Consider the following 15,748-nt stretch of genomic DNA (forward strand, 5'->3'; position numbering starts at 1 on the left):
GAAACGAGCGACCGAAAGGACCGGTCTCGAGGAGTGATCCCGCGGAAACTTCCGAAAACTAGTTCTCGAACCGTGCCTGCACGAACGGCTGGATGTCGTCGATATCGCTCAGTCTCGAGTCGCTCAGTAAGACGGCCTCGGTCTCTTCGAGTGGAACCGAGAGGCTGATCTCCTTGGTTCGGCCATAGCGTCCCTTCGAGACGACGACCGCGTTGACGATCCCGAGCATGTCGAGTTCGCTGATGAGGTCCGTCACTCGCCGCTGGGTGAGGACGTCCGCGTCGATCTCCTCACAGAGGCGCTTGTAAATGTTGAACACCTCGCCCGTATTGATGCTCTGGACGCCGTGTTTCTCGAGCGAGATGATCGAGAAGAGGACGAGTTTACTCTGGGTGGGAAGGGTCCGAACGACCTCGACGACCCGATCGAGTTCGATCTTGTCCTGGGCCTGCCGGACGTGTTCCTCGACGATGGTCTCCGATTGGGACCGTTCGGCGAGTTCGCCCGCCGTCCGGAGGAGATCCAGTGCGCGCCGCGCGTCGCCGTGTTCCTGTGCGGCGAATGCCGCACACAGCGGGATGACATCGCCCGAGAGTGCCCCGCCTTTGAACGCGACTTCCGAGCGGTGCTGGAGGATGTCCCGTAGCTGGTTCGCGTCGTATGGCGGGAAGACGATCTCCTCTTCGCCGAGACTCGACTTTACGCGGGGGTCGAGAAAGTCGGTGAACTTCAGGTCGTTCGAGATGCCGATAATCGAGACTCGAGAGTTATCGAGTTCCGAATTCATCCGAGAGAGGTTATAGAGCGTGTCGTCGCCGCTTTTCTCGACGAGTTTATCGATCTCGTCGAGCATGATGACGACGACCCGTTCAGAGTAATCGACCGCGTCGAAAAAGACGCTGTAAACGCGGTCGGTTGGCCAGCCGGTCATCGGCACCTCCTCGAAGGAATCCTTGTCTTCCTCGAGTTCCTCGATTCGATCCTCGAGTTCCTCGAGCGAATCGAACGGCGTCGTCTCGAGCGGATGCTCGACAGAACCAGTCGACGGCCTGTCGCCACCGGATTCGAACCCCTCCGTTTCGACTGGAGAATCGCCCGGCGTGAAGTCGACGTCCGGGTCATCTAAATCGTGGTCACCAGCGGACGAAGACGGATCCATGGTACCAGAAGTCCGATCTGCTTCTGTGCTCGCGTGTGCGCGCGTAGAAGAATTTTGGTGGTTCGGTTCTTCGTGAGGGGTCGAGTTACTCACCGAATTAGGCGACGTATCCGAATTCGTGCCATCCACCGCAGATATACTGGTCTGTTCCGTCTTCGCGTGCTTCACTTCCCTCAACCTCATCGTAGAGCCTCTCTGCGTAGTATTGGAACGCTGCTCGGTGGAGGTTTTCTGGGCTATCGAGTTGCTCGTAGAGGAATTCTTGGAACAGATCGTGGACTTTGAACACTCTATCTCCGGTATCTTCTGAGCGACCTAATTCCTGAACGACCACCTTGGTGCTCAGAGAGTCAAGAGTACGCCGGGCCTGTGTGCGACTCACGTCATCCAATACTGCCGAACAGATGTCTTCGTCCAACTCAGCAAGTCCCGCGGTCTTCCGAATGAACTCCTCCTCGGCCTCCGACATCGAGTTGAGGTACGCTCTCTCGATGAAGTCCCGTGTATCCTCTTTGGGAATCTCGAATGTACTGTCGTCTCCTGTAGCCTCCCTGAGTAGGCCGAGATAATAGGGATGGCCGTCTAACTTCTCGTAGACGCCGTCTATCGTTTCGCCGTCGACGTCTGGATATTCCTCTTGGAAATAGTTCTCAGTCTCCTCGCGTGAGAACGTTTCCAGATGGACGGTGTAGTCCGCATCATCAAATGACAGGCGTCCTGCCGTGATGAGTTGGACATTCTCTCCGAGAGTGGAAGATAGTTCACGGAGGAAGTCCCGCGTGACCTCCGGTTCGTCGAGCTTGTGTACGTCATCGACAAAGAATATGAGCCGTTTGTACTCGTTGACGGACTCCGAGAGACTGGCTAACTTTCGAAGATGCCGTGCGCGGTCGTCAGTGGATACCCCAGCACTCGCGGGACTGATTCCTACACTCATTCCAGTTGCTTTGTTAATGAGAGCACTGAGAGTTCCGGCCGCGTCACGGGCTTCGATGAGGAGATCTTGCGGGAGTGTTGCCTTCGCGGACGTAGAGTACCCTGGTTCGGTACCATTCCGAGAGTTCTTCTTCCAATTCCTCCAAGAACGTACTCTTTCCGACGCCCGGTTGACCCGAGATGTGAATAGTCTGGACACCGTCATCCACAGCTTGAAGAACCGAGTAGAACTCGTCTTCGCGTATCCGAGGCATTTCTTAGGAAACTGTTCTGGCCTCATATGAAAGATCCTTCGGACACGTCGATTTTGCTGCTCGTTAGGTTTCCATATCTTTGCCGAAACGCTCATTCCACGTCTACCCATTTGTGAAAAGGAATGTCGAGGACCGAAGAAGGAAATGATACCACGAAGGTGGGGGCGACGCTACAGGAGTTCCACGTCCCTCATGACATCATCGGGCCGCAAATCCGCGAACTCATCGAAGAACATGCCAAGAGCTGAGAGCGCGGTCGGTGTCGATGCCTGCCCATACGGGTGGTTCGCGACTGTCCTTATCGAGGGCAGCATCGAAACGGAGCTATACGAGGACTTCTCTGAACTGCATTCAGACTACCAAGAATCTCGAATGTTGGTAGATATTCCAGTCGGGCTCCCCACGGGGGGCAGGCGCCGCTGCGACATTGAGGCGCGTGAACTACTCGGCTGCCGTGGGAAATCCGTGTTCTTTCCGCCATGCGAGTCTGCAGCCGCCGTTGAGGATTACGACGAGGCGAACAGGAGGCATCGAGACGATATGGGGCACGGTCTCTCCCAGCAAGCCCACGCTATCAGCGACAAAATCAACGAGGTAGAAGCGGTCGTGGGCGGGGTCCACGACGGGCCAATCTACGAGAGCCATCCGGAGCTCTGTTTCTACGCGCGCAACGGGCAGCCGATTGCCTACTCGAAGTCTTCGAAGCGAGGCCTCGCGTTCCGTCGGCACCTCCTCGAACAGAAGCACTCTGGTATGGACGACGAGTACGCGCAGGTACTTGACGAAACTCTCCGGAAGGACGTCCGGCGAGACGACATTCTCGATTCGATGGCCCTCGCACTCGCCGCGCAGAGTGAGGAGTTACAGAGCGTCCCAGAAGACCCAGGGCCGGGGGTCCCGCGTATCTACTACCCGACCACACCCGCGCTTGCAGATAGCTCGTGGAGTAAACCATGACGGTTCAGGAGGCAATCAATCGACTGGACGCTGAGTTTCAAGAGACACCTCTGGGGTTCACAGTCGAGACCGCGCTTCAAGCCCGGCTCCTCGAACTCCTACGGGTCAAGGTGGGAAAGACGATTCAGGTACGCGGTGGCTACAACACGGCCGATGCGACCGGGTACAAGCGAAAGTATCTCGATCGAATCGCGAAGCCACAGTCCATCAGTAGTGTTCAACCGGAGGTGAACTTCGGCATGTCCGGCGACGGGAATCGGAGCCTCGATATCGCAATTCTAAAGCCGCGTCACGAGTCGGAGTATGACGGCCTCGAATACCTGCCGGAGGGAGAGAGCCCAAAGGTCACAGTCCGCCTCATCGACGGAAGCAAGTACTTCTCGGCCGCGTCGGTCAAACACGCAATCGAGCTCAAGTACATCAAGAACGTGGACGTCGCCGGTGCGAAGTTCGAACGCAACAACATCGACGAGTGGCCGCATTTCTCCGCGGATTTAGCCAAGCTAGGCGATCTCTCGAATGCCGAATCACGGCACCTCATCGTCGTCTCGAACAAGAACCCATTCCAGCAAGGAGAGGTCGATAGTCGGAGTACGGCGAAGGCTCAGCGGCGCTACGAGCGAGTAGAGGAGGAAAGTGAAAAGCGCGCCGTCGAACTTACCGAGATACATCCACGGGAGTAGGGCAGGCAAAGCAGCTGTCTGAGAATGCCCCGAATGCAACGGACGAATCACGACGAACGCGGTCGAAACGGTCTGCCAGGACTGTGGCCTGATCATCGACGAACAGCGCATCGATCACAGGCCGGAGTGGCGGGCGTACGACGACGAGGAGTGCGAGCGAACGGGCGTCCCGCTCGCTGTGGCTCGCCACGATCGCGGCCTATCGGCAGAAATCGGTCGCGGCACAGACGCGAAGGGGAACGAACTCTCCGGGAAGAAGCGATGGCGACTCGCTCGGATGCGCCGTGAGCAGACCCGGGGCCGCTGGCGGTCGAAAGCGGAACGGAATCTCGTCCACGGGCTGGGCGAGGTGTGCCGGTTGGCGAGTGCGCCCGAGCTCTCCGATTCGGTCCGCGACCAGGCGTGCCAGCTCTTCCGGAGCGCCCAGAACGAGGAGCTGCTTCGTGGCAGATCCATCGAGGCCATCGCCGCGGCCAGCGTGTACGGGGCCTGCCGGTGCAACAGCCGCTCGCGGTTGCTGGACGACGTCAACAAGATGGCCCGCGTCGCGGAGTCACGAGTTACGAACGCGTACAAAACGCTGAACGAAGGACTAGGGCTGCCAGCTGGCCCGTCTCCCCCAGCATGTTCGTGCCGCGGCTCGCCTCAGATCTCGAGTGTCCGGACGAAATCCGACAGCGGGCCCGAGCCCTCGCAGAGCAGGCCGAGGAGCAGGGCGTGACGACGGGCGTCCATCCGGCCGGGTTCGCCGCGGCCTGCCTCTACAAAGCGGGGCAGGAACAGGGGCAATGGGTGACGCAAAACGACGTCGCGGAAACAGGGAACGTCACACCAACGACTGTCCGGACGCATCACGAAACACTCGATGAACTCGCTGTCTAGACTGGCCAGGTAGGAAGCGAAGGCGTCCCGTTCTCCCAGTGAATCGCCTCTACCGCCGCCGGGAATTGTTGTAGTCGGTCATCGAGGACAGCGAGTGGATGCGCTTCGAGAAACGTCGCCTCATGCCGATCGACCGGCGTATCTTCGTAATTGAGTTGGATGTGACAGGGCCCAAGGTCCGGATGGTCGGCGTCCTGGTGGAAGCCGAGCATCAGGTTCTGGTCCGGTTCGACCCAGTTGATGCGGTAGTATTCATGGTCGACGCCTGCGGGATACCAGAAGCGAATCTCCAGGCGTGCGGCCCCCACATCGTAGGAGTCACTCAAGAATGTGGTCGGATCGACATCCGCGATGACGTACCGGGGTCGGCGTCGAGACGGGCGATAGCGTACGTCCTCACACCCTGCCTGGTTCGTCAATCGGTCGTGAACGTCGCGGAGGAGAGTCCGCTGTGTATAGCGGTCGCGACCGGCGAGAAAGATCATACTGTGTGAAAGGGGGATTAGCTCGTGGCGCGGTCGGCCACGTCGGTCATCTGTTCGCGGGCGGCTTCGACGTCGGAGTAGAGTTCCAAGGCGTGCTTGATGAGGCGGCGATCCTCCTCGTTCTCACGCCAGAACGCGATGACGTCGCGGCGTTCGCGGAGCTCCACACTTGCGAGATCATCGTCGGCAAGCGATTGTTCGAGCTCCTCCCACGTCTCGATGTCGTAGGCCGCCTGCCACCCTTCGATCTCCTGGGTGATAGCAGCCAATTCGTTCCGCAACTCCTCGCGCGTGTTCTCCTCGATGAGCGTCCGGATCTCTTCGAAGAGTAGGCGCGTGTAGTCCGGCTGGTAGCGCGTCGTCTCACCGGCCTCGACACGGCGTAGCTGGCCTTGGTCGACGAGATCCTGGAGTTCCTCGTTGGTCGTGCTCCAGGCGGCGTCAGCCTGCTCGCTGATCCAGTTGACCGACCGCGGTTCGCGAAGCGTCTCGGCGACCGCACGAATACGGTCGCGGGCACTCATCGACTCAGTCCACGACTGGACCCCATCTCGCGAGGATTCGGACATGCTTGGCACCTCTTGCAACAGTGTTCGCGCTGTACTCCCATATATGTTTGTACTCTCTCGTATAATCAAGAGTTCGTTGCGAGCATAGGCGTCCGGACGTTGAAATGCGATACCGACAGAAGCTATGAGCCAACCGATACACAATCGATATTCTGACTGTGAGGAACTGCAGCCGACCGGCGAGTGGCCCCACATTCCGGACGAGAAGTTGGACGACGGGTGTGAAGGTGACCCCCGACGACAACGCGTCGCGACGAGCACTGGTGGCTACCCCGATGTACTGACGGCCCCGACGGCGAGTGCCGTTCCTGTGGGGCGTCAGTCCCAGACTGCCAAACGAAATGCCGATTCTGTCTCACCAACCATCTCAGAAGTGAAGTCACCATCAAGGACGAGTCAGCGTCGACGACGTTCCTCGGCATCGTCCACCTGGTCGTCGAGTCGACCCGTTCTACGGTGCCGTGGCGAAGGGCGGCGCCGCGGCGAACCTCCTCTCTGCCAACCAGGCGGAGCTTGCCGTCGACGACTACACGCTCATCTACGATCTCAACGAGGCGCCGGCGCGCCAGCTGGCCCAGCAATGGCCCTCACTCCCCGACGCGGTACAGGTGTCGTCAGAGGAGGGAGAGCGGCTTCTCAGTGCCGCCCGTGACCGGACTGGGTCACGGGAAGGAAGCGTCGGAGCGTCCGGAACAGGGCCCAACGCGGCTCTACGACCAGCGTGGGGACGGCATCCGCGACGGGTCGCGTCTCGACGCGGTCCTCGACGACGACGCGGTGTGGCTGGTTCCAGCGATGGCGCTGACCGAATCTACTGGTGAAGCTGCGGCTGATCGGCAGTTGTCGGCGGTGCCGACTACTCAGGAACCCGAGTGTCAAACCTGTGGACGGGCGACCGACCATCGGTTCAAGACCCACGAGTGGGTCCCGGATGAGGCTTGGACGGGGCAACCGATCTGGGAGTGTCGAGTGTGTGGCTCGGCTCGCTACGGGCCGAATCCATCGACGCACTGTTCGTCTTAACCAACAAAATGGCTAAATGATTCTCAATGTTGGTTAATAGACGCACTCAGTCCCACAGCTACCCGCAGCCGGAGATGTTTCTCTGCGCCGTGAATCGGCGAGGCGCTTCAAATGGACCCACGCAACACGCCCGGATATCGACCGCATCGCTCACTCACCAATCTCAAGCGCATCGAGATGGCCGGACTCGACAACGCAGATCAGGAGCGGATCGAGGCAGCGAGAGCTCTCCTACAGGACGTGAGCCTGCTCTCTCATCCGAAACACAGCGGGGACGCCGATACACAGGCCGTGTCCTGAATAGCGTCGCAGGGCGGAATTCGGATGTCTCGTTCAGGAGGCTGTTATTGCCCCCCAGAGGGGGTGCGGGGCGACCGCGACTGGGTCGCCCCGTGAGGTGATTGCTCAATGGGACACCGCGCACTCGTTGCGTACGAACGCACAGACGGACAGTACACGCTCCACTACAGTCAATTTAAGAATGAAAGAGCCAAACCATTCACCGTCGAAGAGAATTGCCTAAACTCGCGGTGACCAGTCATAGTACAGTTCCTCGGCCAAACCGCAGGTATCCACACAGACACGATCCGATGGAGGGAATATAGATGGAGATTCAGCGTACCGCCGTCGTCAAGCTCTCTATACCCGACCATCGACGGGACGACCTGAAACGGACGATGGATACGTTCCGGGATGCCGTACAACGATTTGCAGACCGGGGATGGGAGGGCGATGACAACGGGTACGTGATTACCACACGCACACAGCTCCAACCGCTCGTCTACGACGAGGTTCGTGAGGACACCGGGTTACATGCGGACCTCTGTGTTGGAGCTGTAAATCAAGCCGCCGATGCACTCTCAATCTGCGTCAAGAAAATGAAAGAGGGCGAACGCACCTCGAAGCCAGTGTTCACCTCAAACACGACCGTCTACACCACCAACGCGATTACCTATTTCGACGGGTACTGTTCGCTCGCTGCATATGGCAACGGGCGTGTTCACGCCGAGTACGTCTACCCGGATGAGTCGCCACAGGCGAAGTGTATGGAAAGCGACGAGTGGAACAAGCAAGGAGCAAGACTCCGATACGACCAGCAGTCCGATACCTACTACCTCCATGTGTCCGTCACGCAGGAACGCGAGGTGTCGTCGGGAGAAGCCGAGAACCGAACAGTTCTCGGTGTCGATCGGAACGTGGACGGGAATCTCGCCGTCACAAGCACGGGAGCATTCATCGGTAACGCCGACCTGCTGAATCACAAGCGCCGCGAATACAATCGTTGCCGTGCTCGCCTCCAGCAACAGGGCGAGCGAAGCGCCCACCTCACCATCCAATCGATCGGAAAGAAGTTCTCAAACTGGAGTGAAGACTTCTTGCATCGGGCGTCGAAGCGACTAGTGAGTGAACCCGTATCCCAAGACTGTACCACCATCGTCTTCGAGGACTTAGAACAGATACGCGAGCGTATCTCAAACGCCAGCAAGTTCCAACAATGGGCGTTTCGTGAGTTGAAGCGACAAACCGTCTACAAAGCCCGAGCAGAAGGCATCACGGTTGAAACGGTGAATCCCGCCTACACCAGTCAGCGGTGTAGTCACACCGAGTGTGGATTCACCGACGACTCGAACCGTGACGGCGACGCGTTCGTATGTCAGAAGTGTGGTAAAGAGCTTCACAGCGACTATAACGCGGCGCGGAACATCGCACATAAATTCATCCAGAACCGGCGCACGTCTGGTTCTGGGGGGGCAACTTATCACCTTGCCCTGAAGTCCGGAACGGTGAACGGGAACGGCGAATACTCGCCTTCCACCGCTGGTGGATAGACCAGGAGTTCGCCGACAAACCTTGGATTCCATACCGAGGTAGGTGATTGAGGTGCAGCGAATCTTTAACTGGGGTACGCCATCCGGCCGAACCGCCCGCTAGTGCAAGGGAGACGACTCTAAGTGAACGAAGCGGCTCTGTTGAAATATTCAGGGGTTAATAAGTTGAGAGGCACTATTTGATAGATACAGAAGCGCTATCCAACAGATGCCTCGTCTACCCTGGAATCCGCTCGAGTCGTGCGCTTGGAGATTCGAGAGCGTGTACTCGCCGACTTTCCGGAAGTCGCATGTGTGATGAGAATCGCCTGACCGTCAGAGAGCTCAATTGCCAGCTACCAGACGGTGAGTGTGCGAATGTTGCGAGCAGCTGAATTCCCGGAATTATTGAGATCGCCACAGGCACACTCTTATCGAAATATATTTCACCCTGTTAACTTATTAGCCGGCAATGCCATCAGAAGGGTCTGCATCTGATGCGATCGAATTCTCTTATAACGGCCATCTCGTTTTTAACGGCCTCTACATTACGGCTCCCGCGAACCTCGATGTCGATGAAAGCGACATTGAAGCCATCCGTGACCGGATTGATGAGCTTCTCCCGCCGCTTGAAGCGGAGTACAATGGCGGCCCAAAGAACGGATTCCAGGATATCGATCTCGATTCGTACTTCGACCAGTATAATTTTGAGAGCGAAAACGCCCGGCTGAGTTCTGAGCATCGTAAACTTGCAGCTGAACTCTTCGACCGAGAATACGTTCGAGAAGAGTTCAGCGGCGACACCGAAATCCAAACCGAGGATGGTCGCTTCACTGGAAAAGAGGTATCACGACATACAGCGTACCTCTACTGGCTCCTTCCGTCGCTGCTGATGGTGCAGGGAGCGAGGCCCGATCGAAGGAAAGCGATGGGGACGGTTAACGGAGTCGTCGGGATTACTAACGAGGGGGACGATGATAAACGGCTCATCCGAATCGAGCCGCTCGAATTTGACCCACTCTTCTTGCTCTGGCTGCTGTACAAGGAGTGGCAAGACGAGTCCTTCGATACTGGACTGACAATGGTGAATATCTCTGAAGTCGGGTTGCTCGGGAGCAATCGAGATTACTTCGGTAAATCTGCAAAGATCACTGGCTCGACAGACATATTCCAGTCATTGCCGTTCATTCAGGGACTCCTCAAAGCTAAGTTCCCGAACCAAGTCGCTGGGAAGTTCCAGGTCAGTCAGAAGGACTGTTCTGCTATGATTCCTATTCGTGCAATCATTTCAATATATACAATGATGAATACTCCCGAAATAGCGAGAATCCAAAGTAATTGATATCCATATAATGCACCAGCAGTTGTCAGGATCACAAACGATCCAGGGCCAAGCATTAGTGCGGCGACAATGAATGCGGGCCCAATTTGCTTTATTCCCTCTCTGATTGAGGGATATTCTATACTAGCTATTCCATGCGAGTCTGTAGCCATGGTGCGAGTTAACTATTGTAATACCTGTGTATAGTTCTTTCGGTGATCCAAACGAAGAGTGTCAAGATTAGAGCGTCACATTGTGGAAAGCAGCAAAGACCGTAAGCCACGATCTGCGGATCTGACGTTCGTAAACCTACAATCAATTACGGGGCCATCCGCGCGAACAACATCCGGGGAAAACCTCCAATAGAGTCTCGAAGAGCTAAGAGACGATCTCGAAACGCCGGAAGACGTATATTTCCTTGATGATAACCATCTCACCCTGTGAGGATTAAAGAATTCCACCAAGTGCGCCGAGGACAATGTGCACCAGTTTATAGTGGTCTAATAGTACTGCTTTGTTGAATGGATGCTGGGTCATGGCTACAACGGCTCACAGAGCAATTCTATGTTGATGATAGCGGACACCAGAACAATTTCACGGGATTACTGATACCAGCCCAACGCTCGCACGGCGTCGCCAAGCAAACGCTTCGTTGTCGAGTACGAGGTTTCGGCCATCCAGCGCTGAGCGTAGTTATTTGCCCGGGTGATCGTGTTGTTTACGGCTGCGTTCAGGGATGAGTCGCGGTAGTGAACAAGATATTCGACGTCAAGCGCAGCAATTTCGCACTTAGTGTGCCAGTCTTGGAACCCATTGTCGACAGCCACGGACTGCAGGTCATCCGCGTTTCGGCGGACGACCTGCGGTCCAGTCTTCGTATTATGCTTCCACCGTGCTGTGATATGAACGTTAAGAACGGCGAGTGACTCTACGTCAGTTAGTGTCGTCACTTTCAACGTCTGCACAGTACTTCCTGAACGCTGGTAGAAGTACGAGGAAGCGTGACGGTGGTCGAAGAACGTACTGTCGAGAGCAGCGTGCCCAGATCAGTACCTCACAAAGCATCGCCAGTTAGCCTGACCTGAGTCACCTGTTCTGTCGTCATGAGTCGTCGATAGTGGTTGGACAACGCTAATCGAAGACGGAGCTGTCGGCGGTCAGCCGCTGACAGCGACAGCATAGCCACTCACAAGGCGGCGTCCCCGGTTAGTGACTACCGGTGGAACCGGTCGTCAGGTGGCTGGTTTGCGGGGACGGCCCGTCGAACCATATTCACGAACTCCTTGTACGGCCACCACCAGAGGCGACGCCCGCCCCGGCGGGCGTCGCCACGTATTTGTAGTGGAGATACCGCCACACATTCTGAAATAGCAGACTCACCACGACGTATAGCAGTCTCACCGTTGCGTCTCGCGTCGTTGTCGTCGCTATCGCTTGCTCAGACAAACGATAGCTCGGCTCGATACCGAAGCGTTTCGAGTAGTGGTATTGGGCGTCGCGTGGCGTCTCGATGAACGGCGCGTCAGCGGCATAGCCGTGACGCGCCACGCCGTGGTCGTCATATCGTCCGTTCAGGTACGTACAGTCGATGTAGACGGGACACTCAACGGTCCAGCTGTGACCGTCGAGTTTCCCTGTCAGGTCGTGTTGAATAACGCGACTCCACCCTTCCAAAAGTTCCTGATGAATTTCTTCTCCCTACTAGATGATCGGAACGGCGTAGGCTACGTTGTGCGCCTGTAACAGCGTGAGACACTTGCTGTCGTAGAATCCGCGATCAAGGTAGACGGCCTTGACTTTGGTGTCAAGACCGTCGAGAACACCGAGGAACTCAGCGAGGACGCTGCTGGCGGTGTCGTCGTCTTCGAGACGGCGCACCGCCAGCGTGTAGCGTTTGTTCTTCACACGCGCGTAGAGTTTGGCGTAGGCGTAGAACGCAGTGGTTCCACGCTTCGCTTCCGAGTGGTAGAGAGCGTCTGTGTCGTCTTCGTCACCGTAGTAGGGCAGCAGGTGGAGGTCTGCACAGACCTCCACCTGCGCGGGGAGGAGTTCGACGATGTCTCGTCGAAGAAGTGTGTTAGCGACTTGTTTGAGCCGTTCCGGCTCGAACTTCGTCCGGAGATGGTAGAGAATCGTGTTCGCCGATGGCGAGTCTTTACTGGAGTTGCATAGTGTCGAGATCGAGGTCCTCGTCGGCGTAACCGCCGACGAGGACCTCGTAGATGCCCTCTGCATCGATTTCGGCATTGTTGGCGAGGCTTAGAGAAACTTCCTCGTCAAGTCGGTTGACGAGGAAGTTAAGGAACCGGTCTTCGTGGATTTCACTGTCTGCTTGCTGCTGGTACTTGGACACATCTTCAGCAAGCAGACATTCTAACTAACTAGCTTTGTGAGGTACTGAGGATAGCGTTCGCTTTGGCATTGACTAAGAGCGTGACTTTCAGTTGCTGAATCGTCAGCTTCACCCGTTTCGTGTAATGCTTCGAGGCGTGACTGCGGTCAAACCCCGAGGCGTCGATACCCGTAACACCGTTAGTCGGGAGCAGTGAAACAGAGAGATTGAGAAGCACTCGCCAGACAGCCATATCGAACCTGTTGAACGCCTTTTATAGCGTAGACGGTGCAGGGAGTTCGGTAAGGTTGATCGCACTTCGAATGCGGGGCATCTCGATGAATTCGTCGAGGAGTGTACGATACGTTGTGTTCTTCCGAACCTTGAGACAGAGGAGAACGATGTGCTGATGGAGCGTATAGCGTTGTTTCGAGAATTTCGAGGAATATTGAGCAACAGCACGTTGGGCTAACTGAAATGCTTCCTCGACAAACCGGAGCAGTCGTAACTTTCGAGTCTTCCGTTGTTTTCGACACGACTGAGCGGCAGCGACGGAGTGTCGAACGCTCAGAAGACGAGCGGATCGAGTCTTCCGTTGTTTTCGACACGACTGAGCGGCAGCGACGGAGTGTCGAACGCTCAGAAGACGAGCGGAGCGAGTCTTCCGTTGTTTTCGGCATGACTGAGCGATAGGAGCTGAGTTATCGAGGGTGTGCGTCGCGACCGAGTTGTCAGGACTGCGCGTATGACGAAGTTGTAGAGCTATTGTAGCGACGGAGTCTAGGGGTTGAGTCGTCGCGACGAAGTCAGGCGATTCCGTTCGGCCGTCTCTCGTAGCTCAAACGATCGTTTCAGCTTGGGAAGGTGCTATGTGTCACTGGTCCAATTTGAGCGTATGAATCGACGACGACTCCTCGCAGTGACGGCCGCTGGATTGACCGCGAGCGCCGCAGGCTGTCTCGGCGCTGCCGAGACTGGCGACGAGGGCCACTCCGGCGACGGAACCGACTCGAGCGGGCGCGAAATCGAAGTCCGGGCGGCCGGAGAGGTCGAAACGGAACCAGACGAGGCCGTGGTGAGCGTCGGCATCGAAGCGACGGACGATAACGCGGCGGCGGTCAGAGACGAACTGGCGACGCGAGCCGAGACCTTCGGGAGACGTTCGACGACCTCGAGATCCCGGACGATCGTGTCGAGTCCGGGCGGTACGAGGTTCGAACCCGCTACGAGGAGTCGGGGTACGTCGGAACCCACCAGTTCCAGGTCGAAATAGACGACGTCGACCGCGTCGGTGAAATCATCGACGCGTCGGTCGAGGCCGGTGCCGACGACGTTGGGCGGGTGAACTTCGGGTTGAGCGACGAGCGACGGGCGGAGATGCGCGACGAGGCGATCGATCACGCACTCGAGAACGCCGACGACGAAGCCGCCCACATCGCGGACAATCGCGGCGTCGAACTCACCGGAACGAAGTCGGTCTCGACGAGCAACGTCGACGTACAACCGGTCCAGTACGAAACGAGCGCGGACGCCAGCGGATCGAGTGAGTCGGGCGCACCGAGTACCGACATCGACTCCGGGCCGGTCAGCGTCCACGCGAGCGCGACGGTCGTCTACTCCTTCGAGTAAGCGCTCCTCGTTGACACAGACGCGACGCTCCGTCGAGGAATTGCTCGGGAAAACGAACGACCAATGCAGTTGCGACGCGGCGAATCGATCAGTCGTCCGCCGGGACCGCTCGAGCGGACTGCTCGCCCATCGCGAGTACGTCGTCGAAGAAGCTGAGGGAGTCCTGCGGGCCGGGGTTGGCTTCGGGGTGGTACTGACGGGTGAGGATGTCGTACTCGACCCCGTCGAGGCCTTCCGGCGTGTCGTCGTTGACGTTGATCTGGGAGACCTCGAGGTGCTCGCCCGGTTCCGCGACGGTGTAGCCGTGGTTCTGGGTCGTCATGAGGACCTGCTTGGACTCGAGGTCGAGCACGGGCTGGTTGACGCCGCGGTGGCCGAAGTCCATCTTTTCGGTCGAGCCGCCGAGCGCGCGGGCGACGACCTGCTGGCCGAGACAGATACCCGCGACGGGCGTGTCTTCGACGAACGCCTCGACGAGCGCGATCGCCTGCTCGAAGTTCGCCGGATCGCCGGGTCCGTTCGAGATGAACAGGACATCGGGGTCGATGGCTTCGACCTCGGCGACCGTCGAATCGTGGGGGATGACGTGGATCGTCGCGTTTCGCTCGAGCAGCGAGGAGACGATCGAGCCCTTCGCGCCGCAGTCGACGAGCGCGACCGTTTCGCCGTCGTTATCCTCGCCGTGGACGACGGCGTCGTCGACGCTGACCTGTTCGCCGATCTCCGTGTGTTCGCTCATCCCCTTGCAGGCCTCGAGTTCCTCGAGTGCGTCCTCGGGGGTGACATCCTCGCCGACGGCGATTCCGCACTTCATCGCGCCGCCGTCTCGGATGTCGATGACGACCTCGCGCGTGTCGAGGTGGTCGAGTGCGGGAACGCCCTCGCTCTCGAGCCACTCGGCGACATCCTCGGTGAGTTCTCGCGCGAGGACTGCGCGCGGATGGACGCGATCGGACTCGAAGCGTTCCTCTCGGACGCCGTAGTTGCCGATCAGCGGGTACGAGAAGGTCAGCACCTGTTCCTCGTAAGAGGGGTCGGTGAGACTCTCTTCGTATCCCGAGTACGCTGTCGTGAAAACCAATTCCCCACGAGCGGTTCCCGAAGCACGGCCACGGCCCTCGATCACGTGGCCACCTTCCAGTGCTACGTAGGCTGCTGTCATTACGAACTACGTATTTGTGCGACCATCATAAGTGTTGTCTTCGAAGCTGAGTTACGAAATTCGTAATCGGTAAGTGTGAGTCGATCGAAGCTCTCGTCCATGGACGAGTTGGACCGGCGAATCCTGAACGTCCTCCGATGGGACGCCCGGACGCCCTACACCGAGATCGCCGACGAGGTGGGAACCAGCGAGGGAACGGTTCGCAACCGCGTCGAGCGCATGATGGACGAGGACATAATCGAGCGGTTTACGATCTCGACGCGGACCGGGAACGTAAAGGCGATGATAGAAGTCAGCGTCGCGGTCGACGTCGACACGGCGAACGTCTCCGATCGCATGGCCGAGTGGGAGGAAGTCGACTTCGTCTGGCAGGTGTCGGGCGAGCAGGATATCGTACTCGTCGTCGACGCGGCGGACACGCGAGGGGTCAACGAACTCATCACGAACGCGCGCGAGCAAGACGAAGTCGTAAGCACGAAGACGCGGCTCATTCTCGACGAAGAACTGGGGTAAGATCGCCGCTCTGGAGGGACCTACAGCAGGGCGTC

The 15,748-nt window shown here is 57.8% G+C and carries 11 protein-coding genes and 8 pseudogenes; 10 read left to right on the forward strand and 9 right to left on the reverse strand.

Going from position 1 to position 15,748, the window contains the following annotated elements; genetic code table 11:
• Positions 1 to 58: 58 nt before the first annotated feature.
• Together EL22_RS08020 and EL22_RS08025 are read right to left on the reverse strand one after the other, a co-directional pair.
• Positions 59 to 1,009, reverse strand: a pseudogene (locus tag EL22_RS08020) (Cdc6/Cdc18 family protein); the annotation flags it as partial.
• A 247-nt stretch (positions 1,010 to 1,256) separates the two neighbouring features.
• Positions 1,257 to 2,096 carry a hypothetical protein gene (locus EL22_RS08025; RefSeq protein ID WP_156184078.1) on the reverse strand — a complete coding sequence of 280 codons (840 nt, stop codon included), beginning with the start codon at positions 2,094 to 2,096 and terminating at the stop codon, positions 1,257 to 1,259.
• 487 nt (positions 2,097 to 2,583) lie between these two features.
• Between EL22_RS08025 and EL22_RS08030 the strand changes: the two genes are divergently transcribed.
• From EL22_RS08030 to EL22_RS15980, 3 genes and pseudogenes are all read left to right on the forward strand, one after another.
• Entirely contained in the window at positions 2,584 to 3,306 is a 723-nt protein-coding gene (locus EL22_RS08030) for a DUF429 domain-containing protein (protein WP_050051012.1), read from the forward strand.
• Positions 3,303 to 3,989 carry a hypothetical protein gene (locus EL22_RS08035; RefSeq protein WP_050051013.1) on the forward strand — a complete coding sequence of 229 codons (687 nt, stop codon included), beginning with the start codon at positions 3,303 to 3,305 and terminating at the stop codon, positions 3,987 to 3,989. Before EL22_RS08030 ends, EL22_RS08035 begins: the two co-directional genes overlap by 4 nt.
• Positions 3,990 to 4,011: 22 nt before the next feature.
• Positions 4,012 to 4,871, forward strand: a pseudogene (locus EL22_RS15980) (transcription initiation factor IIB family protein); the annotation flags it as partial.
• Here EL22_RS15980 and EL22_RS08045 read toward each other — a convergent pair.
• Both EL22_RS08045 and EL22_RS08050 read right to left on the reverse strand, forming a co-directional pair.
• Entirely contained in the window at positions 4,868 to 5,356 is a 489-nt protein-coding gene (locus EL22_RS08045; RefSeq protein ID WP_050051015.1) for a hypothetical protein, read from the reverse strand. The pseudogene EL22_RS15980 and the gene EL22_RS08045 sit on opposite strands and share 4 nt — an antisense overlap.
• Positions 5,357 to 5,373: 17 nt before the next feature.
• On the reverse strand, positions 5,374 to 5,925 hold the full coding sequence (locus EL22_RS08050) for a hypothetical protein (RefSeq protein ID WP_050051016.1): 552 nt from the start codon (positions 5,923 to 5,925) through the stop codon (positions 5,374 to 5,376).
• 136 nt (positions 5,926 to 6,061) lie between these two features.
• On the opposite strand from EL22_RS08050, the pseudogene EL22_RS08055 reads away from it, so the two are divergent.
• The 5 genes and pseudogenes from EL22_RS08055 to EL22_RS08070 all read left to right on the forward strand — a co-directional run bounded on the left by EL22_RS08055 (position 6,062) and on the right by EL22_RS08070 (position 10,098).
• Positions 6,062 to 6,948: pseudogene (locus EL22_RS08055) on the forward strand (hypothetical protein).
• 111 nt (positions 6,949 to 7,059) lie between these two features.
• Entirely contained in the window at positions 7,060 to 7,248 is a 189-nt protein-coding gene (locus EL22_RS08060; protein ID WP_050051017.1) for a hypothetical protein, read from the forward strand.
• A gap of 108 nt (positions 7,249 to 7,356) precedes the next feature.
• A pseudogene (locus tag EL22_RS19140) lies at positions 7,357 to 7,425 on the forward strand (DUF6735 family protein); the annotation flags it as partial.
• 128 nt (positions 7,426 to 7,553) lie between these two features.
• Positions 7,554 to 8,777, forward strand: a complete 1,224-nt coding sequence (locus tag EL22_RS08065; RefSeq protein WP_050051018.1) for an RNA-guided endonuclease TnpB family protein — start codon at positions 7,554 to 7,556, stop codon at positions 8,775 to 8,777.
• 451 nt (positions 8,778 to 9,228) lie between these two features.
• The gene (locus EL22_RS08070) at positions 9,229 to 10,098 is read left to right on the forward strand and encodes a hypothetical protein (protein ID WP_050051019.1); all 870 of its coding nucleotides are present in this window, start codon (positions 9,229 to 9,231) and stop codon (positions 10,096 to 10,098) included.
• On the opposite strand, the gene EL22_RS19270 is transcribed toward EL22_RS08070, so the two are convergent.
• The 4 genes and pseudogenes from EL22_RS19270 to EL22_RS08085 all read right to left on the reverse strand — a co-directional run.
• Positions 10,002 to 10,250 (reverse strand): divalent metal cation transporter, encoded by a 249-nt coding sequence (locus EL22_RS19270; protein WP_156184079.1) that lies wholly within the window; start codon positions 10,248 to 10,250, stop codon positions 10,002 to 10,004. The two genes, EL22_RS08070 and EL22_RS19270, sit on opposite strands and share 97 nt — an antisense overlap.
• A 366-nt stretch (positions 10,251 to 10,616) precedes the next feature.
• Positions 10,617 to 11,123: pseudogene (locus tag EL22_RS08075) on the reverse strand (transposase); the annotation flags it as partial.
• A gap of 167 nt (positions 11,124 to 11,290) precedes the next feature.
• A pseudogene (locus EL22_RS08080) lies at positions 11,291 to 12,430 on the reverse strand (ISH3 family transposase).
• A gap of 46 nt (positions 12,431 to 12,476) precedes the next feature.
• A pseudogene (locus EL22_RS08085) lies at positions 12,477 to 12,980 on the reverse strand (hypothetical protein); the annotation flags it as partial.
• A gap of 324 nt (positions 12,981 to 13,304) precedes the next feature.
• Here EL22_RS08085 and EL22_RS08090 point away from each other — a divergent pair.
• A pseudogene (locus EL22_RS08090) lies at positions 13,305 to 14,038 on the forward strand (SIMPL domain-containing protein).
• Between the two features lie 88 nt (positions 14,039 to 14,126).
• Here the strand turns inward: EL22_RS08090 and carA are convergent.
• Positions 14,127 to 15,200, reverse strand: a complete 1,074-nt coding sequence (gene carA, locus EL22_RS08095; protein ID WP_050051020.1) for a glutamine-hydrolyzing carbamoyl-phosphate synthase small subunit — start codon at positions 15,198 to 15,200, stop codon at positions 14,127 to 14,129.
• Between the two features lie 99 nt (positions 15,201 to 15,299).
• Between carA and EL22_RS08100 the strand changes: the two genes are divergently transcribed.
• On the forward strand, positions 15,300 to 15,713 hold the full coding sequence (locus EL22_RS08100; RefSeq protein ID WP_049952091.1) for an Lrp/AsnC family transcriptional regulator: 414 nt from the start codon (positions 15,300 to 15,302) through the stop codon (positions 15,711 to 15,713).
• The last annotated feature ends 35 nt before the right edge of the window (positions 15,714 to 15,748 follow it).

This window comes from Halostagnicola sp. A56 (assembly GCF_000691505.1).
Classification (GTDB): Archaea; Halobacteriota; Halobacteria; order Halobacteriales; family Natrialbaceae; genus Halostagnicola.

Excerpts from the sequence above, each read along its gene's own strand:
- EL22_RS08025 (WP_156184078.1), bottom strand. The coding sequence starts at position 2,096 with ATGAGTGTAGGAATCAGTCCCGCGAGTGCTGGGGTATCCACTGACGAC.
- EL22_RS08035 (WP_050051013.1), top strand. The coding sequence starts at position 3,303 with ATGACGGTTCAGGAGGCAATCAATCGACTGGACGCTGAGTTTCAAGAG.
- EL22_RS08065 (WP_050051018.1), top strand. The coding sequence starts at position 7,554 with ATGGAGATTCAGCGTACCGCCGTCGTCAAGCTCTCTATACCCGACCAT.
- EL22_RS19270 (WP_156184079.1), bottom strand. The coding sequence starts at position 10,250 with ATGGCTACAGACTCGCATGGAATAGCTAGTATAGAATATCCCTCAATC.
- EL22_RS08100 (WP_049952091.1), top strand. The coding sequence starts at position 15,300 with ATGGACGAGTTGGACCGGCGAATCCTGAACGTCCTCCGATGGGACGCC.
- EL22_RS08045 (WP_050051015.1), bottom strand. The coding sequence starts at position 5,356 with ATGATCTTTCTCGCCGGTCGCGACCGCTATACACAGCGGACTCTCCTC.
- EL22_RS08030 (WP_050051012.1), top strand. The coding sequence starts at position 2,584 with ATGCCAAGAGCTGAGAGCGCGGTCGGTGTCGATGCCTGCCCATACGGG.
- carA (WP_050051020.1), bottom strand. The coding sequence starts at position 15,200 with ATGACAGCAGCCTACGTAGCACTGGAAGGTGGCCACGTGATCGAGGGC.
- EL22_RS08060 (WP_050051017.1), top strand. The coding sequence starts at position 7,060 with ATGGACCCACGCAACACGCCCGGATATCGACCGCATCGCTCACTCACC.
- EL22_RS08050 (WP_050051016.1), bottom strand. The coding sequence starts at position 5,925 with ATGTCCGAATCCTCGCGAGATGGGGTCCAGTCGTGGACTGAGTCGATG.
- EL22_RS08070 (WP_050051019.1), top strand. The coding sequence starts at position 9,229 with ATGCCATCAGAAGGGTCTGCATCTGATGCGATCGAATTCTCTTATAAC.